At 60.8% G+C, this 24,602-nt stretch carries 23 protein-coding genes; 8 read left to right on the plus strand and 15 right to left on the minus strand.

Annotated elements, in window-relative coordinates; all coding sequences use genetic code 11:
* Positions 1 to 31 precede the first annotated feature (31 nt).
* The 8 genes from EJ069_RS07760 to EJ069_RS07795 form a co-directional block, all read right to left on the minus strand.
* Positions 32 to 1,348, minus strand: a complete 1,317-nt coding sequence (locus EJ069_RS07760) for a polysaccharide pyruvyl transferase family protein (protein WP_126060802.1) — start codon at positions 1,346 to 1,348, stop codon at positions 32 to 34.
* 289 nt (positions 1,349 to 1,637) lie between these two features.
* Positions 1,638 to 2,795, minus strand: a complete 1,158-nt coding sequence (locus EJ069_RS07765; protein ID WP_245456457.1) for a glycosyltransferase — start codon at positions 2,793 to 2,795, stop codon at positions 1,638 to 1,640.
* Positions 2,796 to 3,063: 268 nt separating this feature from the next.
* Positions 3,064 to 3,759, minus strand: coding sequence for a hypothetical protein (locus tag EJ069_RS32655; protein ID WP_189476220.1), 696 nt, complete (start codon positions 3,757 to 3,759; stop codon positions 3,064 to 3,066).
* 286 nt (positions 3,760 to 4,045) lie between these two features.
* Entirely contained in the window at positions 4,046 to 5,335 is a 1,290-nt protein-coding gene (locus EJ069_RS07775) for an FAD-dependent oxidoreductase (protein WP_126064655.1), read from the minus strand.
* 5 nt (positions 5,336 to 5,340) lie between these two features.
* Complete coding sequence (locus tag EJ069_RS07780) at positions 5,341 to 6,318, minus strand: branched-chain amino acid ABC transporter permease (protein ID WP_189476223.1); 978 nt, start codon at positions 6,316 to 6,318, stop codon at positions 5,341 to 5,343.
* Positions 6,315 to 7,223 carry a branched-chain amino acid ABC transporter permease gene (locus EJ069_RS07785; RefSeq protein WP_126060803.1) on the minus strand — a complete coding sequence of 303 codons (909 nt, stop codon included), beginning with the start codon at positions 7,221 to 7,223 and terminating at the stop codon, positions 6,315 to 6,317. The genes EJ069_RS07780 and EJ069_RS07785 overlap by 4 nt, the downstream gene beginning before the upstream one ends.
* The gene (locus EJ069_RS07790; protein ID WP_126060804.1) at positions 7,220 to 7,987 is read right to left on the minus strand and encodes an ABC transporter ATP-binding protein; all 768 of its coding nucleotides are present in this window, start codon (positions 7,985 to 7,987) and stop codon (positions 7,220 to 7,222) included. The genes EJ069_RS07785 and EJ069_RS07790 overlap by 4 nt, the downstream gene beginning before the upstream one ends.
* Complete coding sequence (locus EJ069_RS07795) at positions 7,984 to 8,772, minus strand: ABC transporter ATP-binding protein (RefSeq protein ID WP_245456458.1); 789 nt, start codon at positions 8,770 to 8,772, stop codon at positions 7,984 to 7,986. The genes EJ069_RS07790 and EJ069_RS07795 overlap by 4 nt, the downstream gene beginning before the upstream one ends.
* A gap of 152 nt (positions 8,773 to 8,924) precedes the next feature.
* Here EJ069_RS07795 and EJ069_RS07800 point away from each other — a divergent pair, with 152 nt between their 5' ends.
* From EJ069_RS07800 to EJ069_RS07825, 6 genes are read left to right on the plus strand one after another with little or no spacing between them, the layout of a single operon-like run.
* Positions 8,925 to 9,653 (plus strand): GntR family transcriptional regulator, encoded by a 729-nt coding sequence (locus tag EJ069_RS07800; protein WP_126060806.1) that lies wholly within the window; start codon positions 8,925 to 8,927, stop codon positions 9,651 to 9,653.
* A gap of 1 nt (position 9,654) precedes the next feature.
* Positions 9,655 to 10,143, plus strand: coding sequence for a DUF3830 family protein (locus EJ069_RS07805; protein ID WP_126060807.1), 489 nt, complete (start codon positions 9,655 to 9,657; stop codon positions 10,141 to 10,143).
* Positions 10,144 to 10,145: 2 nt separating this feature from the next.
* Complete coding sequence (locus EJ069_RS07810) at positions 10,146 to 10,505, plus strand: TIGR04076 family protein (protein WP_126060808.1); 360 nt, start codon at positions 10,146 to 10,148, stop codon at positions 10,503 to 10,505.
* Entirely contained in the window at positions 10,502 to 11,551 is a 1,050-nt protein-coding gene (locus tag EJ069_RS07815; RefSeq protein WP_126060809.1) for an aldo/keto reductase, read from the plus strand. Before EJ069_RS07810 ends, EJ069_RS07815 begins: the two co-directional genes overlap by 4 nt.
* 5 nt (positions 11,552 to 11,556) lie before the next feature.
* Positions 11,557 to 11,985 carry a DUF4440 domain-containing protein gene (locus EJ069_RS07820; protein WP_126060810.1) on the plus strand — a complete coding sequence of 143 codons (429 nt, stop codon included), beginning with the start codon at positions 11,557 to 11,559 and terminating at the stop codon, positions 11,983 to 11,985.
* A gap of 49 nt (positions 11,986 to 12,034) precedes the next feature.
* Positions 12,035 to 13,297, plus strand: coding sequence for an ABC transporter substrate-binding protein (locus tag EJ069_RS07825; RefSeq protein WP_126060811.1), 1,263 nt, complete (start codon positions 12,035 to 12,037; stop codon positions 13,295 to 13,297).
* Between the two features lie 390 nt (positions 13,298 to 13,687).
* On the opposite strand, the gene EJ069_RS32600 is transcribed toward EJ069_RS07825, so the two are convergent.
* Positions 13,688 to 13,942, minus strand: coding sequence for a hypothetical protein (locus EJ069_RS32600; RefSeq protein ID WP_145965052.1), 255 nt, complete (start codon positions 13,940 to 13,942; stop codon positions 13,688 to 13,690).
* Between the two features lie 418 nt (positions 13,943 to 14,360).
* Here EJ069_RS32600 and EJ069_RS33700 point away from each other — a divergent pair, with 418 nt between their 5' ends.
* Positions 14,361 to 14,486: a hypothetical protein gene (locus EJ069_RS33700; RefSeq protein ID WP_281058766.1), complete on the plus strand. Its 126-nt coding sequence runs from the start codon at positions 14,361 to 14,363 to the stop codon at positions 14,484 to 14,486.
* 567 nt (positions 14,487 to 15,053) lie between these two features.
* On the opposite strand, the gene EJ069_RS07840 is transcribed toward EJ069_RS33700, so the two are convergent.
* The 5 genes from EJ069_RS07840 to EJ069_RS07860 form a co-directional block, all read right to left on the minus strand.
* Entirely contained in the window at positions 15,054 to 15,602 is a 549-nt protein-coding gene (locus EJ069_RS07840; RefSeq protein ID WP_126060813.1) for a J domain-containing protein, read from the minus strand.
* Positions 15,603 to 16,095: 493 nt separating this feature from the next.
* Complete coding sequence (locus tag EJ069_RS07845; RefSeq protein ID WP_126060814.1) at positions 16,096 to 17,634, minus strand: winged helix-turn-helix domain-containing protein; 1,539 nt, start codon at positions 17,632 to 17,634, stop codon at positions 16,096 to 16,098.
* 1,261 nt (positions 17,635 to 18,895) lie between these two features.
* Positions 18,896 to 19,120, minus strand: a complete 225-nt coding sequence (locus tag EJ069_RS07850; RefSeq protein WP_126060815.1) for a hypothetical protein — start codon at positions 19,118 to 19,120, stop codon at positions 18,896 to 18,898.
* A 12-nt stretch (positions 19,121 to 19,132) separates the two neighbouring features.
* Entirely contained in the window at positions 19,133 to 19,339 is a 207-nt protein-coding gene (locus EJ069_RS07855; protein ID WP_126060816.1) for a hypothetical protein, read from the minus strand.
* A gap of 161 nt (positions 19,340 to 19,500) precedes the next feature.
* Entirely contained in the window at positions 19,501 to 19,722 is a 222-nt protein-coding gene (locus EJ069_RS07860) for a hypothetical protein (protein WP_126060817.1), read from the minus strand.
* 303 nt (positions 19,723 to 20,025) lie between these two features.
* On the opposite strand from EJ069_RS07860, the gene EJ069_RS07865 reads away from it, so the two are divergent.
* Entirely contained in the window at positions 20,026 to 20,310 is a 285-nt protein-coding gene (locus tag EJ069_RS07865; RefSeq protein WP_126060818.1) for a hypothetical protein, read from the plus strand.
* Between the two features lie 874 nt (positions 20,311 to 21,184).
* Here EJ069_RS07865 and EJ069_RS33160 read toward each other — a convergent pair.
* Entirely contained in the window at positions 21,185 to 24,301 is a 3,117-nt protein-coding gene (locus EJ069_RS33160; protein ID WP_245456459.1) for a type I secretion system permease/ATPase, read from the minus strand.
* Positions 24,302 to 24,602: the final 301 nt, after the last annotated feature.

The following is a 24,602-nucleotide window of genomic DNA, read 5'->3' on the forward strand; positions in this document are numbered from 1 at the left end:
AGTCTCCAGAAACTGCTAGCCAGCAGCATGTTCACGACAAAATTTCCGACAGAAGTCGCTTGTCTTGCAGATCGAGTTGCTCCATGAAAGCGAGATTACCCGCACGGATCGCGTTTTTGATCTTCTGGGTCTCGATGATGCCCTTCTCAAATTGGGCGATAAGCACCTCGACGTCGAATGTGTCGACATGCTGGCAGTATTCATCGAGGCCCATCTCTGCCAGCAGCGCGTCGTTCTTCGCCGAATATCCCAGGGAGATAACGGGTTTTTCCATCTTCAACGCGCAGACGATGTTGTGAAAGCGTGTGGCGATGACGATATCTGTCTCGGAAATCTCTTCCATCAGATCATGCAGCGAACTCACCAACCCGGTGGATACGCGTTCCGACGCAGAGCCGGCGGCGACCACGCGCAGCCGTGCAAGCAGTGCATCCACGGCCTCCATGTCGGTGGTTTCTCCCGTCAGCAATTTGACGCGATGTCCGCGTTCCAGCAGATGGTTGACGAACTGTGCCAGTTTATCCAGATAGAGATCGAAGACTGCCCCGCCGTCGTGGGCAAATCCGTACCAGCCATCGTATTTCATCACCCCGAGGCCGACGGTCAGGACGCCGGTTCTTGAACTGACCGAGGTCGACTCCGCCGAATTGGCCGGCTTCGGGGTAGGCAGTTTGAAAACGACGTCGGGATAAACCGCGTCGTTCTCCACGTCCAAACCCGCATTCCGCATGAATTCCTTCGAGCGGGCGTCGCGGTAGGATCGATAATGCGCCAGCTTCGCGGCCGAGACCATCAGCCATCGGCTAACGGGATGGCCAATCGGACCGGCTCCTATGCTGGCAAAAGCCACCTTCGTGCCTGACACCCGTGCAGCGAAACACCACATCAAGATATCAAGAGGCATCCCATGCGGCGGCTCACCGAAGTCGTCAAGAATTCCCGTTCCGGGAATGATCATGACGTCGGCGCGCCGGATATCTCGGAATGCCTTGGCGAGGTTGCGAACCCTGCCCAATACCTTGAGAGGAGTCCTGACAATCTTATGCGATAGCTCACCAAAGCGCCCGGATCGCCGGATTGGAATGGCGGGCATTCCAAGTGAGTCCCTGATGGCGGAGGGGTCGGTGCATATGCAAAAAAGCCTCGCCTCGGGCCGCTCGCGGCGGAGGAACTCCACCATTGCAAGAAGCGATCCTTCATTGCCGAAATTGTTGCTTCCAAAATTCCCGAAGAGGGCAATTGTGGAAGTCGCGCTTGCCGGGCGTTCCTTGCGGGACAACCAACCTCGCGTGGCAGCGGGCGGCGTCGCCGCCAGATCGTCTACATGGATGTCGGCGCATGTGTTCATCTAGATTCCGTTAGCGCGAATTCTCAAGGCGCTTCGCGCCGAAAGAGGTTCAAGCGACGCTTTCATGTCTTGGCAATGATGCATGTTGGTCGAGATACATTGAACGCTGCAGCGCAGATAGTAACCCCAAAACTCAATGTAAGAGCGCGGTCACGTTGTCGGCTATTTGCCAATTTTGATGCAGCACGGCTACCACTTTTGGATAACGCCTAATATGGGATGTATTTCGTGCCTCGAAACATCGGACTTCGATGGACATGCCTTGGGCAAATTAGGTGGAATTTTGTTCCTACCGCGCCTGCAACAGGCTTCTCCAGCGCTGCAGAAAGCGCTCTTTCGAGGCGCGTGAGGCAACCTCGCGCAGCTCGCGGCTAGTCTTCGCTTTCTCGGCTGAGCTTCGTGAAAGCGCATGCCGCATTGCCTGTCCGATTGCGGCCACGTCCTTGGGTGGTACTTGTGCGCAGACGCCGTCTACGGCTTCCACCAATGCGCTGCCTTCGGATACGATCGGAAGCAAGCCCATATAGGCGGCCTCCAAAGCGGGCATGCCGAACCCTTCGAGGAGGCTCGGCAAAACGAATGCCTCGGCGTGCGCGTAGAGCCAGCGCAACTGGCTGTCAGGAACGTACCCCGGCATCACAACTCCCGGTATCGATTTCGCAAGATCAATGATCTTTTCACGTCCGTCGCCTCGCGGACCGCAAAGAACGTATTGCACACCTTGCTCGCGGAACCTGCAGTCCCGATACGCCTCGAGCGCAGCGATCTGGTTCTTGCGTGTTTCAAAAGCGCCGACAGTCAAGAAGAACGGCCCGTCGATACCTGAAAGGGGCTCCAAGGGTCCGTCAAACAAGCCTGTACGCACGTATAGCGGAATGGTGGTAAGAAATCGAAAGTTTAGCCCGTAGAGGGAAACGAACTTATCCTTTGACCAATCGCTCACGAAAACAATCCCGGGTCTTTCTCTGCTAATTTTTTCGTACGCAATACGATAATTCGCAACCGTCACGGTGTCATACAGGAAGCTATGACTCAAAGGGCCTACGTCATGGCAGAGCACGATATCTTTTTCAGTCAGCTCTGATCTCAGCACAAAGAGCGGATCGAGAAAGACCTTGGTGTCGCCCCCGGCGGTCTTGCCGCCGATCAAGAAGTGTCGGCTGTCCTTGAGCCAACTGATTTCCAGCATCATCAGGCGAGCCGCGATTTTGCGGGCTAGGCCTTCGGGGCCGCGCGAACCAAGGCGCCAGTACCGAGCCTGTGCGTGGTGGGGCACGAACTCCTGGCAAAGGTCTTTGGCGATGTGCCAAGCACCGGTCCTGTTCAGAATCGATAGCGAGTTTTCAAAGAGCAGCCGACCTGCGGCTGCGCCGGCGAGTGGTGTGAGGCTAGCCGCCGCAATAGTTGTCTTCTCGACAATGCCCCGACTGTGGGAAAGATGCAGCAAGTTGCAACCCGAACAATAGCTTCAAACCGGTGGCGACTTTCAGTTCGCCTCAAGCTATCGGTCAATTGTCCTTCGTCAATGAGACTCGTGGATCGAGGGTTCGTCCAAAAGGGGGAGACGTGTCTAAGCTGATCGGATGTTGGTGTTCGGGCCGGTCGGAAACCAGGAATCGATTTCACCATCCTCCATCGTAGCCTTTTGCAGAAAGTTGCCGATCATTGTGGGATCTACCCTATGCAATCTGCCATGAGAGGATGCTACGCCGATGTCAGTCGATCGTTTCATGGCCGTGGACGGCCGCAGCATGAGACAGGATAGGCTCTATAATCCCGATATCGATGCCGAGCGGTCCGGCACCTTGGGCGGCTCGCTCACGACCAAATAGGATGAGCCGTTCGCGATCGAGAGCCGCGATGTTGCATTTCCCCAGGTGTCGTTGGAGCATATCGAGGGCGGCGGCCTTGGAGCGGCGAGGGGACTTGCCTACATCGCAGATGTCGCCGATATGGAGGTCGATGAGTTCGCCGAAAGTTTTAAGGCGCGCTACACGAGACTTGGTCGGTGTCTCGCCGCGGTCGACTTGGCGTTCGGTTTCGGTTGGCCATCGTCGTGCGTTTCTCGGCGCAAGAACGTCTCGCTGACGTAGCGACCTTTGCAACGAACCTGCACGCGCCAGGAACCGGATCAGAGCTTCGTATAGGTGGCCATTTTTTCGTGTGCGCTCCGCGTGCACTGAGAGATCGAAACTTGGCGAAAAGGGTCGTATTCTGGCGCAAATTCGTGTGCACTCGGCAGGTCCTAAGAAACTGATGTTAAATGAAAAATGCTGAAAATCAGGAGCATAGGGTAGCCGTTGCGCCCATGATGGATTGGACGGACAATTAAGCAAAACCAGCCACTTACGAGAGGTCGTGTGCAAAAATCGCACACGAAAGTTCTGCTTCTCTTCTTTTTTCGTTCTCACGACAGAGCCGCCGACAGTCCTTTTCGGACGCACCTTTGGCGACGAAATTGGCCGCTCGGTCGAGGACGTTCGCTACGATGTCCGCGGGACCTTAGTGTCCGGTGTGGCGTGCGGTTTGCCGGGGTTTCTGGAACCTTCTCGAGCTTTCTGAGTCGCGCTTCAGCCCGAATTGCGGCTGCTCATGGGCAAGGTCGGATATTGGGGCCGTTTTTTGGGATGTCGAAATGGGCGATGGCTTGAATTTTGCAGTGAAACAGAATCTAGGGTTTTTTGATTCAAACCTGTCCTAACCAGTCCGATCAAGCCAGTCGCGCAACATGCTCCAGGGCAGCAGCATGTTGGGCGCGTAGCGTAGCAAGCCGTGAAAGCGGATCGGCGCCGGCGGGGCGAATGGCAGCGGCAGGTCGCGGGCTTCTGTTCCAGCGGCCCAGTCGGCAAGCACCTTGCCCATCGCCGTGGTCATGGCGATGCCGCGTCCATTGCAGGCTCGGGCCGCCAACAGATCTGGGCCGAGGTCGATCAGATGCGGCAGGAAGTCCGGCTCAATGGCGGCGATCCCCGACCAACTGTACTCGATCGGCGTCAGGTCGGAGAGTTCGAGGCGCTTCACCAGCCGCCGCCAGATTGTCCGCGGCACGCGTCCGTCGGCGCCCGCGCCCACTACATGCATGCCGCCGCTGATCAACCGGTTGTGGGCATCGAAGCGGAAGGTGATGAGATTTCGCCTGGTATCGGAGAACCCGTGGCCTCCGGGCAGCAGGTGCTGACGCGCCTTCGATGGCAGCGGCGCCGTCGCGATTTGGAAGACCTTCAACGGAAAATATGTGCGCTCCAGAGTCGGGTTGAGGGCTCCGCCATAGCCGTTGGTGGCAATCAGCACCTTGCCGGCACGCAGCGAACCTGAGGGAGTCGTCAACGTCCAGTTGTCGGAGGAACGGTCGATCGATGTGACGCGCGTGTGCTCAAAAATTCGCGCGCCGGCGGTTTCGGCCGCTTCGGCCAGTCCGCGCGCGAATTCGACCGGATTGAGCACGCCGCCCGAGCGATCCATCCAGCCGCCGACATAGCCTCGCGCGCCGGTCAGTGCCTCGGTCTGCTGGCGGTCCAGCATCACCGCAGGCCTGCCGCGCTCCGCCCATTGTTTGGCGCGGGATCCGATTCTTTCGAGAGCAGCCGATGAGTGCGCCGCTTGGATCCAGCCGTTCTGGACGGCGTCGCAGGCGATGTTATGCCGTCCGATCAGGTTGAACACGAGGTCGGCGCTGCCCGCGGCGACCCCGATCAGCCGCTCGCCGCGCTCCGCGCCGAGATGCGCCACTATGGCGTCCGGATCCATTTTGGCGAAATTTGGGACGACAAAGCCCGCGTTGCGGCCGCTGGCGCCCCAGGCGATGATTTCTGCTTCGAGCACAGCTACCGAAAGACCTTTGCTGGCCGCGTGCAGTGCCGCCGACAGGCCGGCAAAGCCGCCGCCAGCAACGGCAAGGTCGACATCGAGGCTATCTTCCAACGCCGGCCGGAGGCGGTGGTCGCGGCTGACCGCATGCCAAAGGGAAAGCGCTTCTTGCCCCGCCATTCCGTTCAGGATCCGCTTTCGCTGGCTGTGGCCTTCGTCCGCTTGCCGAAACGCGCCCGCCGTGGCCGCTTCCCGAACAATCCGTTCGGCCGAACCAATAGGATAACGCACAGCATCACGCCGATTGCGACGATCTGCAGAGATGCGGCTCGCGCCTGCTGTTCTGGCGCGAAAAGCACGCTTGTGAGCGCGCCAGAGCCCGCCCATATCGCCCAGACCAATACACTGCCCGCAATGGCGCCGGCGTTGCTCCCGGAGCCGCCGACGATCAGCATCACCCATACCTGGAAGGTGAGGATCGACAGGTAATTGTCGGGTGCGATGAAGCCGATGAAATGCGCCTGCAGCGCGCCGGCAAGTGCCATGATCGCGCCGCCGACGGCAAAGGCCTGGACACGATAGAAGCGTGCGCTCTTGCCGAGGGAGATCGCGGCGCGCTCATCTTCGCGCAGCGCTTTCAGGACACGGCCCCACGGACTGCGCGTCAGATGTTCGAGCGCCAGATATGCGGCGAGCATCACCGCCGAGACAATGGCCAGATTTGACAGGTTGAAGAGCAGCGGTGTTTCGGCGAGGTCGCCGAACGGTCGCGGGATGAAGCCGATGCCGAACGGGCCGCCCGTGAGCTTCTGTGCGTTGAGCGCGACCAGTTGCACGACGACCGCGACACCGAAAGTCGTGATTGCCAGATAATCCGATCTGAGCCGCAACGTGGCAACGCCGGTCAGCGCGGCGGCAACCCCGCCAACAAGCATCGCCCCCAGCCAGCCGACGAGGATCGGCAGGCCGAGGCCGCCCAGCCGGGCGGGGTCGTCGGGAGTGGTGAGCAGCGCGGAGGTGTAGGCTCCGATGGCGACGAAGCCGGCGGGGCCGACATTGAACAGACCTGTCAGACCCCATTGTAGGTTGAGGCCGAGCGTGACCAGCGAGAAGATCAATGCCGTCGTCAGGAAGAAGGCGCCGTAGCCCACCAGATCGATCATCTTTCACGCACCCCGAAGAGCCCGATGGGGCGCACGATCAGCACTACCATCAGAATGATGAAGGAGACCGCGGCGCGCCATTCAGCGCCGATCAGCTGTACCGCGCCGGCCTCGGCGAGGCCGATGATCAGACCGCCCAGCACCGCGCCCGGAATGCTGCCGATGCCACCCAGTATGGCGGCGGCGAACATCGGCAACAGCATATCGAAACCCATCAGTGGACGGATCTGAACCAACACGCCGATCATCACGCCGGCGAAGCAGGCCAGCGCTGCGCCGATGACCCAGGTGACGCGCACGACGCTGGCGACGTCGATGCCGGCGATGCGGGCAAGCGCCGGGTTCTGACTCATCGCCTGCATGGAGCGGCCGGTCCGGGTGCGTGTCGTCAGAAGATGGACGCCCAGCACTAGCGCCGCGGTCAGAATAAGGAGCGCGATCTGATCGGGCGTGATGCGGATGCCGAAGCCGACCGGCATCGCGATCTGGATGGCGCGACTGAAATAGGTCGGGCGCGAGGTAAAGATGAATTCGAGCAGGCTTCTGAGCGCCATTGAGGCGCCAAAACTTCCCATAACCGCAATGATCGCCTGCTCCTGCTTGCGCAGTCGCGAAAACAGCACCTCGTCGAGCAGTAGCGCGAGCAGGGCCGTGAACGCCACGCCGACGACCAGCGCGACGATGAGCGGCCAGCCGAATGACAAAGGCGCGATCGGCGCTACCTTGCCGAACATGGCGGCAATGGCGCCGACGACGGTCAAGGTCGCATAGGTGCCCCAGGCCATGAAATCGCCATGGGCGAAGTTCGAGAAGCGCAGGATGGAGTAGGTCAGCGTTACGCCGATGGCGCCAAGTCCGATCATCGAGCCGGTGAGCAGCCCGTCGACGACGAATTGCAGGCTCATGCCGCGCCTCCCGTCTCGGTGTGCGGTGCGCTGTCCTTACGGAGCGGCCGCTGGCCAAGATAGAGCTCTGCGATAACCGGATCGTCCCATAGCGTCGAGGCGGCCGCCTCATGCCGTTCCTTGCCCTCGACCAGCACGTATGCGCGATCGCCGATGGCGAGCGCTGCCTTGGCGTTCTGCTCGACCAACAGGATGGTGACGCCGTGCTTGCGGATGTCCGAAAGCATCTCGAACACCATCGACACGAATTTCGGCGACAGTCCGGCCGAGGGCTCGTCGAGCACCAGCACCTTCGGATGAACGATCAGCGCCCGCGCCACCGCGAGCATCTGCCGCTGCCCGCCCGAGAGGTTGCCGGCGGGGGTCCGCCGCTGGCGCAGAAGGTCGGGGAAGGCCGCATACATTTCTTCGATGCGGGCAGGCGCCTGGCGCCGTTCGAGGATGCCGCAGGCGACCTTCAGATTGTCCTCCACCGACATCCGTGGAAAGACGTTCTCAGTCTGCGGAACGAAGGCAAGGCCGAGGCGGACCATGGTGTGGGCGGGCGCCGCGGTGATGTCCTTGCCATCGAGCAGCACCTTGCCCCGGCTGATCGGGACAAGGCCGGCGATGGCCTTGATCAGGCTCGATTTGCCGGCGCCATTCGGCCCAAGCACGACTGCGATCTCGCCCTTGTTGACGGTGATCGAGGCGCCGCGCACGATCGGTACGCCGGGCTCGTAGCCGGCTTCGAGGTCGCTGACGTTCAGCACGGTTTCGTTCATGCCGGGCCCCCGAGATAGGCCTCGATGACACGCGGGTCCCGCGCCACCTCGTCGGCGGTGCCCTCGCACAGCAGATTGCCGCTCGCCATCACCAGCACGCGGTGGCAAAGCCGCGTCACCATGTCGATATTGTGCTCGATCAGCAGGAAGGTGATGCCGCTCTCGTTGATGTCGCGGATGCGGTCGATGATGACCTCGAGCAGCGTCGCGTTGACGCCGGCCGCCGGCTCGTCGAGCAGGATGATCGCCGGATCGGCCATCATCACACGGGCGAGCTCGAGCAGCTTGCGTTGGCCGCCGGAAAGCACCCGCGCCGGTTCCTGCGCCAGGCGAGTCAGCGAGACGAGCTCCAGCAGCTCGGCGGCTTTCTTCGCGGCGGCTTTCTCTTCGGCGGCGACCCGCCATGGCGTAAGGAAATTGGCAAGCAGCCGCTCGCCAGTCTGCCCTTGCGCGGCAAGCATGACGTTCTCGATCAGCGTCAGGTTGGGGAGCGGCCGTGGAATCTGAAACGTTCGCCCGAGGCCACGTCCGATGCGGCGATGCGCGGCCTCGCCGGAAACGGGCACGCCGCCCAGATAGATCTCGCCGCTGGATGGCAAAATGCTGCCGGCCATAAGGTCGAATAGTGTCGTCTTTCCCGCGCCGTTCGGACCGATCAGGCCCAGAATCTCGCCGGGGCGAACGTCGAACGAGACATTGTTCACGGCGACGAGCCCACCGAAGCGCCTGACGACGTTTCTTGCCGCCAGCACCGGCTCGTGGGGCCTAGCCCCATGCCGTTTCACCGTGTCTCCCATCAGTCCCTCGGGTCGGAAACGTTTATCGCTTCCTGATTTTGATATGTGATCACACTTGCTTTGATCACGCTAATCAGCTTTAATTTTTTCCGCAAGCCGAAAACAGGCAGGTCGGCCAAAAAGGCTGGAGCAGGGAGAGCATGCACAAGGCAGCAGTGGAGCGGACCAATGACGTTTTCGCCGCGCAACTTGCGCCGGTCGGCCGCGAGACTGTGCAGGACCGCGTCTATTCCGAGCTGCGCCGCGCCCTGATCGGCGGTCTGTTCGAACCAAGCCAGGTGCTGACCATTCGCGGCCTTGCCGACGCGCTGGTCACTTCGACCATGCCGGTGCGTGAGGCGCTCGGACGGCTGATCACGGAAAAAGCGCTCGAGGCGCTGCCTAACCGTTCGGTGCGCGTGCCGCCGATTACGCTGGAGCGGATCGACGACCTGCTGCGTGCACGCATCCTGATCGAGGGGGAGGCGATCTCGCTCGCCGCGACGCGCATGGGACCGCGTGGAATTGCAACCGTCGAGACCCTACTGCGCGAATGGGATGAGGTCCGGGCACTGAAGCACAAGAAGGATATCGACCGCGAGGTTACGCTCAACCAGAGCTTCCACTTTGAAATCTACCGTGCCTGCGGGTCTGCTGTGCTGATACCGATGATAGAGAGCCTCTGGCTGCAATCGGGCCCCTGCATCCGCGTCGCCATCTACGCCTTTTCCGAAGCCGGCGAGGTGGACACCGCGCATTACCATCGCAGCATCGTCGCAGCGCTTGCGGCGCAGAATGCCCAGGCTGCGCGCGAGGCTCTGGTGGCCGACATCAGTCGACCCTTTGCATTCCTCCGCGACAAGATGCAATCCAACGCTCGAGCGGAGTGAGATGACAAACCGCGCCATAAAGATCACCGAGCCGCGTTCAGGATTGTCGGCGACGGCGCTGCTGTTGCCGGAAAGGGCGCCGGGCAATGCTGCCTTTCTCTGGAGCTATCTGGAGAAGCCGCGCGTGGTCGCCGGCATCCACGCGATGTGGACCGGCCCTGAAATCTCCTGTCCGGTGCCGCCGCCGCATCTGGAGGGCCAGTCCTATGCCCAGCCGCTGCCAGCCGAGAATGCGACGCTGACGCCTCAGCCAGGCGACATCGTGCTCTCCTATGTGCCGCCGCGCATGTGGGGCGGCAATCCGAACGCGATCTTCGACATCGGCCTGTTCTATGGGCAGGGCGCCCGGCTCTTGTTCCCGATCGGCTGGCTCGCTGGAAGCGTCGTCGCACAGGTGCTGCCGGAGCAGCGGGAAGAGTTCGCCGTCGCCTGCGGCGTTATTCGCTGCAATGGCGCGTGCGACGTCACCTTCATGCGGGCGGAGATCTGAAAATGGCCGAGCGCGACGACGGTTTCGAGCTCTTCGATCTTCGCGTCGAGGCAGTCGTTCCAGAGGGCAAGCCGATCTATTGCGGCGCCAAGGCCGGCGACTATTTCGAACTGAGGGGCGAGATGCTGTCGCTGCCGGCGGGGCAAGGCTTTTCGATTTATTCGCTTGCCGCCGTGCTGCCGCTGCTGGCCGCCAAGCAGCGGCTGACGCACGCCAATGACTGGATGACGTCTGACGCCGAGATTGCCTGTCCAGATCCCAACTGCGCCAGCCGGCTCAGGATCGTCAGGATAGCCAAGCGGCGTTTCAGCCACGCCGAAACGACGGCGGTGCCGCTGCCGGCGCAAGGTGAAGAGAAATGACGACCGTCGAAGTCAGCCCCGGCTACACGATCTCGCGCGTCATCCGCGGCGGCTGGCAACTCGCCGGCGGGCACGGCGCGATCGATCGCGAACAAGCAGTAAGCGATTTGATCGCGACCTTCGACGCCGGCATCTTCACCTATGACTGCGCCGACATCTATACGGGTGTCGAGGAGCTGATCGGCGCCGCGCGTATGCGGCTTGGCAACGAACGCGGCCTCGATGCCGCCGCAAGGATGAAGGTACACACCAAGCTGGTGCCCGATATCGAGCGGCTGGCCGGCATCAGCCGCGAGTATATCAGGGGCATCATCGACCAGTCGCTGCGCAGGCTGAAGACCGAGCGCATCGACCTCGTGCAATTCCACTGGTGGGACTATGCACAGCCTCGTTATGTCGAGGCGATGGCTTGGCTCGACGAGCTCCGCCGCGAGGGTAAGGTTCGCAATCTCGGCACCACCAATTTCGACACGCAGCGGCTCGCCGAAATCTTGGCAACGGGCATTCCTCTGGTCAGTCAGCAACTGCAATATTCCGTGCTCGACCAGCGTCCTGCCCAAGGCCTTGCCTCGCTGGCGAGGAAACATGGGATGCATTTCCTGTGCTACGGTTCGGTTGCCGGTGGGTTCCTCAGCGATCGATGGCTGGGTGCTGCCGAACCGGCGACGCCGCTCGAAAACCGCTCGCTGGTCAAATACAAGCTCATCATCGACGATTTCGGCGGCTGGGACCTGTTCCAGCAATTGCTGCAGGCATTGAAGACGGTCGGCGATCGCCACGGCGTCGACATCGCCACGATCGCCAGTGCCTGGGTGCTGGAACAGCCGCAGGTCGCGGCCGTCATCGTCGGCGCCCGCAACCAGTCGCACGCGCTTGCCAATGCGGCAATCATGGACGTCCAACTGACCCCTGACGACAAGGCGGCGGTCGGCGCCGTGATCGCGCAAAGCCCCGGTCTCGAGGGGGACGTCTACACGCTGGAGCGTGACCGCCATGGCCGCCACGGCTCAATCATGCACTACAATTTGAATGCGGGCCGGGTGTAAGCGCCATGAGCCAGGAGGCCTCGCTGTTTTCCCGCGCCAGCACCGAGATCGTCGACCTGCACCGCTTCTTCGTCGACTGGTTCATCGCCGTGCGCGCCGACGCGGTCGACTTCGGTCGCTTCGAAGCCGTGATGGGCGAAGGCTTGACCATGATCGCGCCGAGCGGCGCGGTCCTCGGCCGCGATGCGGTCGTCGACCATGTCAGGCAAAGCCGCGCCACCTGCGATGACAGCTTTGCCATCTCGATCGAGGACATCCGGCCCGGGTGGCAAACCGACGACACCATCGTCGTCCTCTATGTCGAGGCGCAGCTGCGCGACGGCAAGCTCAGCCGTCGACAGTCGAGTGCCATCTTCACCACCAGTTCATCGGCGCCCAACGGCGTCGAATGGCGGCATCTGCATGAGACCTGGCTGCAGCTGCCGGAACGCTGAACAGGCTCAAGAGATCAAAGCAAAGTCGAATAACTGAAGGGGAACAACAATGAGAAACACGATCCTGAAATTCACCACCGCGCTCGCTCTCGTAACGCTGGCTGGCGCATCGCATGCCGCCGACTGCAAGATCACTGTCGGCCTCGTCATGGAGTTGACCGGCCCGGCCGGCGAATACGGCCAAGCGGGTGCCAAGTCGGTCGAGATGGCTTTTCGCGATATCAATGCCGCGGGCGGCGTGCGCGGCTGCGATCTCGCCACCGATACGCGCGACAGCCAGAGCCAGGGCAATGTCGCGGTCGACGCCGCAACCCAGCTCGTCCAGGTCAAGAAAGTGCCGGTGATCATCGGCGGCATCATCTCTTCGGTGTCGATCCCGATTCTCACCTCGGTCACCGCACCGGCCAAGATCGTCCAGGTGTCGCCTGCGTCCTCTTCGCCGACGTTGACCGCGCTCGGCCGCGACGGCAAGACCAACGGCATCTTCTTCCGCACTATCACCTCGGATGCGCTGCAGGGCGTGGCCGCCGCCAAATACGCCATCGACAAGGGCTTCAAGAAGCTGTCGATCATCCACGTCAACAACGACTTCGGCGTCAACATGGTGGCGGAGTTCTCGCGCGCCTACAAGGCGCTCGGCGGCACCATCGTCTCCGACACGCCCTACAATGAGAAGCAGTCGAGTTATGCCTCGGAAGTGACGGCGGCGATGGCCGGTGAACCAGACGGGCTCTATCTCGTCAGCACGCCGGTCGACGGTGCCACCGTCGCCCGCACATGGATCTCGCAAGGCGGCGTGCAGAAGTTCCTGCTCAATGACGGCATGAACAGTCCTGACTTCATTGAATCCGTCGGGGCCGATTATCTCAAGGATGCCTATGGCACGTCCTCTGGCACCAGCCCGACCGCTTCGACCGACTATTTCAACAAGAACTACAAGGAATTCTCAGGCATCGAGCCGTCGAACCCGGCCGCCGATCGTTCCTATGACGCCGGGGCCATCGTCGGGCTCGCCATCGCCATCGCCGGCTCCGACGACCCGGCCAAGATCAAGGACGCCATGTACAAGGCGGTCGATCCGGCAGGCACGCCAATCTATGCCGGCAAGGAGGAGTTCGCCAAGGCGCTCGGCCTGATCAAGGACGGAAAGCCGATCCGCTACGAAGGCGTGATCGGCCCGGTGTCTTTCGACAAATTTGGCGATATCACCGGTCCCTTCCGGCTCTGGAAAATCGTCGACGGCAAGGTGACGACCGACAGCGAGATGACGACCGATGACGTCAACGCGTTGCAGGCGAAATTGAACAAATAGGCCCTCTGAGCGACTGGACCCCGGATCGCTCGACCCGGGGTCTTTCGAGCCGCCTGTGCTCAAGAATGCTCTGCGCGGACGTGAGGTAACATCCATCGCGTTGAGCGGCTCCGTCTCGAGAGCCGTTTTGTCTAAGGGGCATCCAGTTTGGCTGGGGTTCTTGGAAGCTTTTCGAACTTTCTGGGTCGCGCCTCAGGCGGAATTGCGGGCGCTAATGGATAAGGCGGGACAGCAGATGCGGGTTAGGACCGTTTAGGATGCATCGGGGGTGGACGGCAGCTTCGCACCTCCGTGTCAGTCGTCGAGCAAATCCTAGCCGCTTCCGAAAGCGGACATCCGAGCGAACAGCTGATGCGCTACGTTTGCCGGTTCCCGGCATTGGTAACCAAGTCAGCAAGGGGCCCTACAGGTGGTTTCGGCCTCGGCGAAGCAGCAAGAGCCGTTTCGATCCAGGTGGCGGCTGTGGTCCTCGTCGAGCATGGCTGTGGCCTGCTTCACATGCAGGCGCAGGACGGTGCTCGCCGTCGCCGCGCTGGCGGTCGGTTCGGCCCCGACCAGCCCTGCCTGCATTGGGATCTGCTGAAAATCATTTACTGTCACGAGTGCCGCAGCGCCGGCCGCGACGATCGGAACCTGCAGTTCCAAACGATGCTGTGACGCGCCGGAGCAGCGGAATGGCTGGACGCCTTGCCCTTAGGCCAAGGGCCTCCTCCGTCGCCGCTGGTACATCCGCAGTCGGCGACGGAGGTCGGAAGCGGCCCGGCACGCTGACGGGGTAGGCCAGTGAGCGCCGGGCCTAACCGGGGGACTTCGGCTCGCGCAAATATACGCCTCTGCCCAAATAGGAGGCACATATCCATAAGGACGACGAGGGAGTAGCCACAGCCTGTCTCATCTCGGGACCGAATTGCAGGCATCAATTTTGCAACAGCCGAATTGCTGGCAAGGGGGATACTCTCGCATGCGATTGTCTACTCAGCCTGGGCGGAAGCCAGGATCACCGAAATGCATATACTCAGCGCCACTTCAGATCGACGATGTTCAGATCGATGAGAACGGCGATGTGACCGTCTCGATTGTTGCTGACGACATCTACTCGAAGCAATCAAAACAGCGCTATCAGATCACACTGACCGAAGCCGAAATCGGCCTTCTCTTCCGCGGCGCCGAATGGCGCTTGCGAGCCTGACGCTTGCCGATAAGCCGCCGCTCGTGCATGACCCAAAGGGCATGCTCGAACAAACCAGCGGCCCGACAGTTCCGCGTTGGGGTGCGTTGGTTGAACCGCCGGGCCTTAGCCGAGGCGGTAAGGGAGCTTCGGCCGCTGCAGAGGTCACATTAGCGAGGCTGCATAAAGATAGCGGATGGTTACATTCCACCGGTTTCGCTACTCGCTGGGGGCATTGGCTCTCCGGCGGCGCCAATTTCTGTTGCCGGCATAGTGCCTACTAGTTCCGCCTTCGGAGCGGACCAATGAGGGGCCGCCTTCAGCCGCAAAGACAATTCCCCCCACCACTAATGCATTTCGAATAGCCGCGGCAGTGCGGGGTGTCGGTTCCTGAGCCCGGTTTCAAATTCGTTGATAACCATTTCGCCAAGATTGGCCTTGGCAGCGAGCCGCACTCGCAACCAAGTCAACAGAGCTCTGGCGGCTCTTGCTTGTTCTGGTGTGAGGTCTCGGCTGTCCATAGGATTTGAACATTCAGGACCACTAAAATGTTCCGATGCAGACCAGACCACCTTTCCCGCATGGGGGTTAGCGAGCCGCGTTCTCCAGCAGCCTTGCCGTGATCGGCCTCCTATCCTGCTGTTCCGAATAGGCCCGATCAATCCCCTGCACGGTGATGGCGAATGTCCCGTTCTCAGTCCTGCCAATGAAACCCTTCGCCTTAAGATACCAAAGGTGAAATTCCAGGTGCTCGCGGGGGCAGCCCGATAAGCGCTCGAGTTCTTCGTCGCCAATGCCTGGATTATTGACGTCTTGCCGACGCTTTGCGCAGAGCAGCGCGAGCACTCTTGTCTGGACGATCGTGTCCTTCTCGACGACCCGGGGATCACTCGCTTCTTGAGCCAACTCATTGCTGTGGCCTAGGTATTCGCCGTAGAGGATGTCGTACTGCGCGCGGGTGACAGGATCTCTAAGCGTGTTGTGCGCCTCTACAAGATCGCTGAAGCGCCCTTGATCGCCAGTTTCTGGGTTGTCGGGATGGTATCGTTTGGCGAAGTAGCGGAATATTCGTTCGATAGTATCAGACGTCGCTCTCGGGCTGATTTCCAACAGCTCGTAATAGTCAACAAATGTCATCGTGGCGCTTCCCCAAGCCACCACCCCCACGGATCAAGAATCGCGCAAGTTGACGGCACAAGCAAGTTGGGGTGCGATGCATTCCACCGAATAGGTTAACCGGCGACCGCTGAAACTCGCCGGGCGAGGCCCGCAACAACGCCTCAAGCCCGACGAGCTGCCGACCCTGGGAGGGATGGCAACATCTGCGGTGGAATGCCGATGCCAGCATTTCCGTCCAACAACGATCAGCTTGCCGATAAGCGCCGCTTATGCATTATGCGCGCATTCGCAGATGAGGCGCGAGATGCTGGCGCGGACAGGTGACCTTCCTTGCGACATCCACCGAATAGCTCGAGCCTGCGGCGTCACCCTTCACGTGGGCTGATAGGATGGATAAGGTAAAGCATCGAGTTCCGCGCATCCCTCCCTGTCGGAACATCAGCACAAATGCGCGCTATAGCAGTCTTGCACGCGATTAAGGCCAGGCCGGCAGCTCCTCGAAACGCCCATATCATTCGAGGCCGGCGATCCGCAGCCCCTCGATGTAGGCGGCACGATCCTGTTCCCGAATCATCGGGTAATATTTCTCCACCCATTGGACCGACAGCGTTGAATGGAGTCGCTTCGCTTCTGAAAGGGCACGTGTCGCCTCATCGAGATTCCCTGCTATTGCTGCTGCGGCGGCTAGGGTACGCCACGCAGCGCCAAAATGTGGCCGAAGCTGCACAGCTCGATGCTCGAAACTCGCCGCGTCGACGAATCGTTGGGCAACGAAGTGACACAGGCCCGCCACGGTCAAGATGCCCGGCTGCTGCGTGGAATCTCGAGGGCTAAGTCGCTCGGCCATCGCGAGATGGTGCAGGCCATCCTCCGGCATTCCACCAAAGCCGTATGCGGCGCCCAAAATGACGTGTGCGATGGCAAAGTTTGGATTGAGCGTGATCGCATTGGTTAGTGCGGCGACGGCCTCCTCCGATCGGCGTGCCATCATGTGTACGTAACCCGCAGCGAAATGCGTCCAAGGATCGTCGGCATCATGCGCAATGGCTCGCTGAGCCATCTCATTCGCCTTCGGAAGAACCTCGGCCGGCTCCGCCAATCCGAGCAACGCCCGGGAAGCCATCGTCCAGGCGAACAGGCTATTGGCGCGCGGGTAGTCCGGGTCAGCGTCTACAGCCCTGCGCAGCAGGCGCTCGGCGACCGCGAGCTCGCTTTCTGAGCTCCAGCTCCATATGTGAGGCATCGCCTTCATAACAAAGCCCCAGGCGTCTAGGCTGGCGGGAGGCCGGCTGATGTAACGGTGATGCTCTGCCGCATAGAGTTTAGGTTCGACGGCACCGATGACGCTGTCGGCGATCTGATCCTGTAGCGTGAAGAAATCAGCCAGCTGGACGTCGTATCGCTCTGTCCATACTTGGCGCCCACTGGAGGTGTCACTCGCCTCGGCGCTGATCCTGAGCCGCTGACCCGAGCGGCGGACACTGCCGCCCAGCAAATAGCGGACCCCGAGTTCACGACCGACCTGTTTGACGTCGAGGGCCTTGTTCCTGTAGCTGAACGACGAGTTGCGGGCGCAGACGAAGAGCCATCTTAGCCGGGCCAGCCTCATGATGATATCTTCCGCGAGACCGTCGGCGAAATATTGCTGCTCGGCATCGTCGCTCAGGTTGGCGAAAGGGAGCACGGCGATCGAGGGCTCAGGCTCCGCAGAATTTCGGGTGGCTGCTGCCTCGTCGAGCCTCTCGATCGACCCGGTAAAACGGTAACCAACCCGCGGAACGGTTGCGATCCACTCTTTTGAGTCTGCCATGGAGCCGAGAAGGCGCCGCAGGGACGCGATCTGGACCGAAAGATTGCTTTCCTCGACTGCGGTCCCCGGCCAGGCGGCGTTCAGCAGTTCGGATTTGGTCAGGACCTCACCAGCGTTCCTTGCCATCGCCGACAGGAGCAGCAGCCCCCGGTAGCTGATCGCGACAGGCAGACCCTGCCTCAGAAGCGTTCCCGCCTCGGGGTTGAGCACAAAAGGGCCAAATGCGAGCCGCTCCGGCATTACGAGACATTATGTGTTTTCGGTGATTTTCGGAACTGTTCGGCCGCGCTTCGATACGTTTTGTTGGCAGCCCGACATCTTGGCTCCAGCTCAGCCACAGGAGAGCGTGCGATGCCTGGGAGCCGCGACTACCCGACGATGGCAACTGAAGCCCCAACGGTACGGCCGGCTCAAAGCCCTCGCGGACGTGAGGAGGAGTTCCGTGCCGCGCTCGATCGCTACATGGCCTTCTATGCCGAAGAACAAAGACACTATACAGAGTCCGTCGAGCGGTCTGGCGAAAGCGCAGGAACGTGTCTGCGGAAACGTGCAACGTCCCGCTGGGAACTTTCACCGGCGAAAATCATCGACAAGTTTCGCAGCAGTCCCCAATCGTACCCATTGGGAAAGTTGCTCCTAAAGCGCCTGGGCTGGCGGGCGGCTCAGCAGTCCAGACCGGACATGCTTTGAGTTTCCCTCGGCAAGGGCAAACCAACGTGTGCTCGTGATAGAAACCGGCGCCAGTTCCATCCCGCCGTGGCCATAAGGACGGCTTATCGAAGCCCGATCTGCAAATCTGCGGGCGATTTCCGCCTTCTGGTCACCCGCCGCAGTTCTTGTTCCTCGACGGGGATTCTTGGAAGCTTTTCGAACTTTCTGCGCCTCGCCTCCACCCGAATTGCGGGTGCTTGTGGGTAAGGCGGGCCAGTAGATTAGGTCTTAGGATAGTTCAGAGGCATTGAGTGTAACGACTGCTTTGCGACTTCTCACAGTCATCGGAGCGAGCGCGCCCGGTCGTCGAGCGCATGCCAGAAGCCGCTTTCCTCGCCGAGCACTAGGCCGCGCATGACGCGCCGCGCACCCAGCCGGCGATGTGGTTGCGTCGATCCTTGAAAGGGAGTGGTGGCGACGCTGGCGAGAAGCCCGCAACGAATGACACCGCGCGCGAGGCAGCTAGATCCCAAGCGTCCAATCGGCTCTTGGCACCCTGAGCGGCCGGTCAGGTTCCGCCGACACAGCTTCGATCACCTCGGCCGCTGCCTTCAAGACCAAGTCGGCCGAGCGATCGACCTCATCGAGGCGTCGCATGATTCGAAGGCGGAGACGCACGAGCTGGTGAAGCTCGGCACGCCTCTCGCCAATGGTCAAAGCTTCAAAACGCAAAACACTTACTCGGCACGCGGGACGAGCGGCTATCGTCGCTCAGACCTGTCGCCACGGCGAGATCACCATCTGGCGAACGCCTCCACCGTTTGTGGTACTCCAAGAGCCGATGGGCGGGTCACAATCCGAGCGTTTCGCCCGCTTCCAGCAAAGCAAAATCTGCCGCCGGCCTCTCGTGCCTGGCCGCATCGGCGAACTCCTCCAAGGCCTCTTCGACTTCGTTGACCGAGGTCGCTGTTGCCTGCATGTGAAACAATACCCGGTGCGTAAGCATCGCGATTTTGGCATCGCGGAACAGCCGGTGATGATGTATCGATGCCGTATCGAAATCGGCGATCTGCATGACGGTCGCTCCTCAGTGTGCCGTCGGCGCGATTTTGAGCAGCCGACGGCGAGCAGCTTTCGCGCGTGCCTGGCCGGCTCGTATGCGGCTGCAAAGGGCCAGGCTAACGGCGAGGCCGTGGTCCTCGTCGAGCAGCGCCGTCGCTTGCTTCAGCGAGTGCTCGGCTCGCTTTGCGCGTAGCCGTGCGACCGCTATTTCCAAGACCGTAAGCTCGATCATCGTTCGGCATCCTTCCGGTTTGCCGTCCCTTCGAGAAATCAATCGGCGCCGGGAGCTTTTGTTCCTGCGACGGAATAACGTCTGGGGGCGAGATCATGACGGCTCTCCCGACCTGCAGTCCGTCCTCGACGCAGCTGCGGCGTGACTGGCGCATCCCGCCTTTAGCCTCGTGCTGTCTTGCGCTTAAACGTCACAATGGCCCGGGCACGATCGACATCCGCGTCAAATCCGGCCGCTTGCCACGACTTGCATTGGACATGGGTCGTTGTCTCGGGATCTTCGTTGGCCCACCACCAATCGTATTCCCGGGCCGAGGCCGGCAAGCTGGCCATTTTTTCCAAAGACTTGAAACTCAATGTCACGACGTCATCAGTTCGCGTCATGAGATAGTCCCGCCAGGAATCGTAGTGCGCCATGGGGTGATTAGGGATCAGGGCTTCGGTTTCTTTGGCGGAGCCGGTTTGGCCGGGTTGCCATCTGCGTTCGCAAGCACGGCTCTGGCGAAGCGTTTGGATACGTTACTTTAGCGCGTGTCCCGCAAAGTCTTCGCTGCCAGCGCTTCAATTGACTCTGCATGGGTCTTTTCCACCTCTTAGGGGTTTCCATCTACGCTCCACTGGCGAACGGAACCAACATGCTCTGGAGTTGAGAAATAGTCGAGATGCCTTTCGGGAAAGTGCTCCCGCATGAACACAACTCCAGACCCACAACCCGTCTTCAATGGCCTGGTGCTTGCGGCCTTCAAGGCTCGTCGGGCAGGCGCGCAGTTTGTGGCCGATCTCCTCAACCGCGTTTTCCGTACTGACATCACAGCCGGCGAGCTTGCCCTCGGCGCGGCAGTCCTTTCCGTCATCCGCGCATTCACGCTGCTTGGGTCGACAATCGCGGCCGTCGTGACCGGGATTGGCTTCCTTGCCGACCGCGGAGATGGTGGACGAGCTATTCGCCCAGGCGGAGCGGCGCACGACTAGATACTCACAGTCGCCGGCTGATATCCGAATTAAGGACGAGGTGCCGGGCGGCGCGGCCCGGGAACGGCTGGACGCCTTAGCAGCGGCCCGACAGTTCCGCGCTCTGTTGGGGTGCGTTGGGTTGAACCGCCGGGCCTAGCCGACTCGGGGTGGGGAGTCGGCCGATGGAGATGTTACATTAGAAAGAGTGCATGAATAACACGGTTCGTTACATTCCACCGGTTTCGCTGAAGCTCGCCGGGCGCGTTCTCTCTCCCGGCGGCGCAATTTCTGCTGGCGCAAGTGCGTGCGAGGCAGTGCGCGCGCCACGCTCCTAACGTCGAACCGCCGCCGCTGGTACATCCGCAGTCCGGGACGGGGGTCGGGAGCGGCCCGGCACGACGGGGTAGGCCAGCTACCCAAAATTGATGCCAGCAATTGGGTCCCCAGATGAGACGGCTGTTGGCTGCTCCCAGGTCGTCCTTATGGGGCTCCGCTTCACCAGCAATGAGGTGGATGACGGACCTATAGGCGCGTTACGCCGAAATGGACCAGCTAGTCGGGCATCAAAGACCATGAGATTAGGTATGTCAGGGGCGATCAAGGTATAAACGAACCGTGCCGCGCTGTTTACCATCAACTACAGCCGAGATGAAAAGTGCGCTACGATCCGGTGGCAGCTAGGATCGTGCGGTCATTGAAGGCCGAAGGATGCTATCGCTGATCCGAGGGAGGGGTTGGCAAGAATGCTCGCGCCCGGCGGGCCAATAGGGAATCCGGCGGCGCGGGTGATCGGCATCAGCGAAACCAATCTTGCCAAATCTGCATAGTGGGCTGGTTCTCGCCGTCTTGAGTGTCTTTGGCCTCGGGTGATGGATCGCTATCGCTGTGGACTCTAGCGGAATGCACGTGACATCTGGTCCGTGAGCGGCTTCAGAAGATAGGACCAAACGCTATGACGGCCGGTGCTTACGTGGACCTCGGCCGGCATACCAGGCTTAAGCACCTTTGCGTCGGTCAGGCAATCAGCCTTATCTTGCACAATGATGCGTGCCGAGAAATAGGAGAGCTGGTGCTGCTGATCCTTGATCAGGTCTGCCGAAATCCATTTCACCTTGCCACTGCACGCCGGTGTCGTGCCCGCATCGAACGCCGTTAGGCGAATTGAGACTGGCTGACCCGAACGGACTTCGTCAACCTGGGAGGGGGGGATGCGCGCGTCTACTACGAGGTTGTCCGCATCAGGGACAATCGTCATCAGCAATTCCCCTGGAGCGATTACACCGCCAATCGTGTGAACAGTGGATTGCTGTATCGTTCCCGATTGCGGGGCGCGGATTTCGGTTTTGGACAGCTCGTTCTCCGCGACGATCTTGCGCTCGTCGAGCTCGGTTCGCTTGGCTTCTGTTTCACGCAGCTCTTTGGTCACCTCGCTGCGCGTTTGCTCGTCAAGTTGCAGGACCTGCAATTCGGTTTCGGTGATCTTCACCTGTGCTTCCGCCACAGCCGCGGCCAGACGCCCTGACTCGCCTTTCGCTCTTGTGGCCTCAAGCCTCACATTGCTGAGTCTCTCTTTCGAGACCAGTTTTTTGGAATACAGGTTATCCACATCGCTGAGATCGCGGCCGAGCAAGGTAGCGGATTCGTCCATCGCGGCCTGCTGGGCCTTGAGGCCCTCGAGTTGACGCCCGATCTGCTCGGTCTGGCTTCTAAGAAGCGTTTTCTGACCGGCCAGTTCCGATGCCCTTGTTTCGAGCAGAGTACGCTCGCCGTTGACCAGCGCCACCACGTTCGGATTGCCCATGTCGGCCTGCAGGCCGCTTGGGATCCGCATTGTCGACAGTCCTTGACGTTCGGCCTCCAGTCGAGCAAGTCGCACCGTGGCACGGTCTAGATCCTCGCTGATGATCTCGAGGTTTGCCCGAGCCAGCGTGTCGTCCAGCCTGACCAACACTGCGCCTGCCCGGACATGGTCGCCGTCCTGCACATAGATTCCATTAATGGTGCCACCCGTCTGGTGCTGTACCTTCTTGGTGTCGCTTTCCACGACTACAGTTGCCGGTGCGATCACTGCGCCCGCAATTTCGGTCAAACCGAGCCATAGCCCTCCGCCTACGACTAGCAGGCAAGTGACCGTCAGTCCGAGCGTCAGGCTGGGTCCGAGGTCGCCCGTCGGTGTAAGCTCTTTCGAGGTCTTCGAGCACGAGCCGGCATCGGGCCAGGCGGAAAATGGAAGGTACGAAAGCAAGCGAGGCAGAACGTCACGCATGTCCGCTAACACCAGTTCGAATGGGCATGACAGCGGATGGACGATGCGCGGGGAAGGGGGGGGGCGCACGATGCTAGCCAACACCTCTTCGCGAGAGCCGAATGTCCTGACCATACCATCAGCCAGCACCAATACCTGATCGATGTTGGTGAGAGCGGAGGGACGGTGCGCAACCACGATGACGATGCCCCCACGCTGTCGCACCGCCAGGATCGCACCGGCAAGCGCGGCGTCGCCTTCGACGTCGAGGTTTGAGTTTGGCTCATCCAGAACAACAAGAAATGGGTCGCCATAGAGCGCCCTGGCAAGGCCAATCAATTGTCTTTGGCCAGCCGATAAGGCCCTGCCTCCGTCGCCGATGCGCGTTTGAAAGCCCTCCGGTAAGCTCATGATCAACGAATAGATGCCTGCAGCCCTCGCGGCGGCAAGGATACCTTTCGGGTCGCTCTTTCCGCCGAACCTCGAAATATTGTCCGCAACCGTTCCGTCGAAGAGTTCAACGTCTTGTGGCAGGTAACCGATGTGTGAGCCAAGCGAGCGCGGGTTCCATTGGTCGAGCGAGGCTCCGTCCAGCCGGACTTTGCCCTGGAGGGGAGTCCAGGCTCCGACCAATGCCCGCACGAGGGTGGTCTTGCCTGAGCCGCTTGGGCCGACAATGGCCATGCCGGCGCCGCTGGTAAGGCGAAAGCTTACATCGAGCACCGTCGGCTTCGGCATGCCAGGCGGCGCTACAGTCAGTCTCTCCACGGTCAGCTGTGTATGCGGCCGCGGCAATTCCATGGGGTCGGCCGCAGTTTCGAATGCCTCCAACGTAGCCTTGAGATGGAAATAGCTGTGTCGGGTGGACAGGAAGCCCTTCCAGTTCGCGATTGCTGCGTCGACCGGAGCCAACGCACGGCCAAGCAAAATCGATGATGCAATGATGACGCCTGGCGACGCCTCGCCGCCGATCACCAGGTAGGCGCCAAGCCCCAGCACGCCCGATTGCAGTGACATCCTTAGCGCCTTTGACAACGAAGCAGTTCCGCCAATGATGTCGGACAGCCGCTCTTGGTGCGCCAGATAACCAAGAACGAGTTCGCTCCAGCGTCCCGCCATTCTGGGCAGTAGGCCCATCGCGTAAACGACCTCGGCATTGCGCCGCCCGGACTCGGCAAGTGCGCGTTGCGATATCATTGCCTCTGACGTCAGCTTGGCGGGGGTGCGACCGAAAATTTCCGCCAGCGCGGTTATTGCAACCACTGCAACAGCACCAAGTGTCGCGAGCATGCCGAGCGCCGGGTGGAGCATGTAGATGATCATCAGATAAAAAGGGATCCAGGGCGCATCGAAGACCACAGTCGGCCCTGATCCTGCAACAAAGCCACGCAGGTGCTCGACGTCTCGAAGTGGATCCAGCCGGTCAGCCTCTCGGCCAGCTTTCAGAGGCAAGAGCACCGAAAGCGCAAACGCCCTTTGATGGAGATTTTTGTAGAGCCGGCTTGCAATGCGGGCCAACAGTCGGAGTCGCACGAGGTCGAGCAGTCCATAGGCCGCGTAGAGACCCAGCATGCCAGCAGTCAATCCGACCAGGGTCGGTATGCTCTGGGATGGCAGCACCCGATCGTAGACCTGCAACATATAGAGCGAACCGGTCAACGCCAGCAGATTGGTCATCGCGGAAAAAAGCCCAACACCAAATAGCCCCGGTGCGCAGTCCGACATCGCGCTATGTAAAAGGGACGATACTTGCTTGGTCTTCATTGCCTCTTATTCTTCACGCGGGAGTGCCGCGTGGCCTTGTTGGGCTCTGGCCAATAGGGGAAACCCCGCCCTTGGAATGCTCTCAGTTCGGGCCAATTCCCCTGTGAAAAACGTGAACATGAGGCGTCGCTGAAATATCCGAACTTTAATCAAAATGAAGCAAAATCGTGGCGTCGAGTGCGCTCGCCGGCAGCTAGAGCGGTGAAATTCGGGGATAACGCAGGGGAAGAAAACTGAGTTAACCCCAACTATTCTGGACCCACCGCGCTGGAAACGTGGCGTTTTTTGTCCGCGAGACACC

This window comes from Mesorhizobium sp. M2A.F.Ca.ET.043.05.1.1, assembly GCF_003952445.1.
Taxonomy (GTDB): Bacteria; Pseudomonadota; Alphaproteobacteria; order Rhizobiales; family Rhizobiaceae; genus Mesorhizobium.

Coding starts and splice junctions, on each gene's coding strand:
- EJ069_RS07820 (WP_126060810.1), top strand. CDS start 11,557: ATGAGCCAGGAGGCCTCGCTGTTTTCCCGCGCCAGCACCGAGATCGTC.
- EJ069_RS07780 (WP_189476223.1), bottom strand. CDS start 6,318: ATGATCGATCTGGTGGGCTACGGCGCCTTCTTCCTGACGACGGCATTG.
- EJ069_RS07845 (WP_126060814.1), bottom strand. CDS start 17,634: ATGCCGGAGCGGCTCGCATTTGGCCCTTTTGTGCTCAACCCCGAGGCG.
- EJ069_RS07800 (WP_126060806.1), top strand. CDS start 8,925: ATGCACAAGGCAGCAGTGGAGCGGACCAATGACGTTTTCGCCGCGCAA.
- EJ069_RS07790 (WP_126060804.1), bottom strand. CDS start 7,987: ATGAACGAAACCGTGCTGAACGTCAGCGACCTCGAAGCCGGCTACGAG.
- EJ069_RS07815 (WP_126060809.1), top strand. CDS start 10,502: ATGACGACCGTCGAAGTCAGCCCCGGCTACACGATCTCGCGCGTCATC.
- EJ069_RS07865 (WP_126060818.1), top strand. CDS start 20,026: ATGAACACAACTCCAGACCCACAACCCGTCTTCAATGGCCTGGTGCTT.
- EJ069_RS07760 (WP_126060802.1), bottom strand. CDS start 1,348: ATGAACACATGCGCCGACATCCATGTAGACGATCTGGCGGCGACGCCG.
- EJ069_RS07850 (WP_126060815.1), bottom strand. CDS start 19,120: ATGCAGATCGCCGATTTCGATACGGCATCGATACATCATCACCGGCTG.
- EJ069_RS07860 (WP_126060817.1), bottom strand. CDS start 19,722: ATGACGCGAACTGATGACGTCGTGACATTGAGTTTCAAGTCTTTGGAA.
- EJ069_RS07840 (WP_126060813.1), bottom strand. CDS start 15,602: ATGACATTTGTTGACTATTACGAGCTGTTGGAAATCAGCCCGAGAGCG.
- EJ069_RS07785 (WP_126060803.1), bottom strand. CDS start 7,223: ATGAGCCTGCAATTCGTCGTCGACGGGCTGCTCACCGGCTCGATGATC.
- EJ069_RS33160 (WP_245456459.1), bottom strand. CDS start 24,301: ATGAAGACCAAGCAAGTATCGTCCCTTTTACATAGCGCGATGTCGGAC.
- EJ069_RS07825 (WP_126060811.1), top strand. CDS start 12,035: ATGAGAAACACGATCCTGAAATTCACCACCGCGCTCGCTCTCGTAACG.
- EJ069_RS07775 (WP_126064655.1), bottom strand. CDS start 5,335: ATGGCGGGGCAAGAAGCGCTTTCCCTTTGGCATGCGGTCAGCCGCGAC.
- EJ069_RS07805 (WP_126060807.1), top strand. CDS start 9,655: ATGACAAACCGCGCCATAAAGATCACCGAGCCGCGTTCAGGATTGTCG.
- EJ069_RS07810 (WP_126060808.1), top strand. CDS start 10,146: ATGGCCGAGCGCGACGACGGTTTCGAGCTCTTCGATCTTCGCGTCGAG.
- EJ069_RS07855 (WP_126060816.1), bottom strand. CDS start 19,339: ATGATCGAGCTTACGGTCTTGGAAATAGCGGTCGCACGGCTACGCGCA.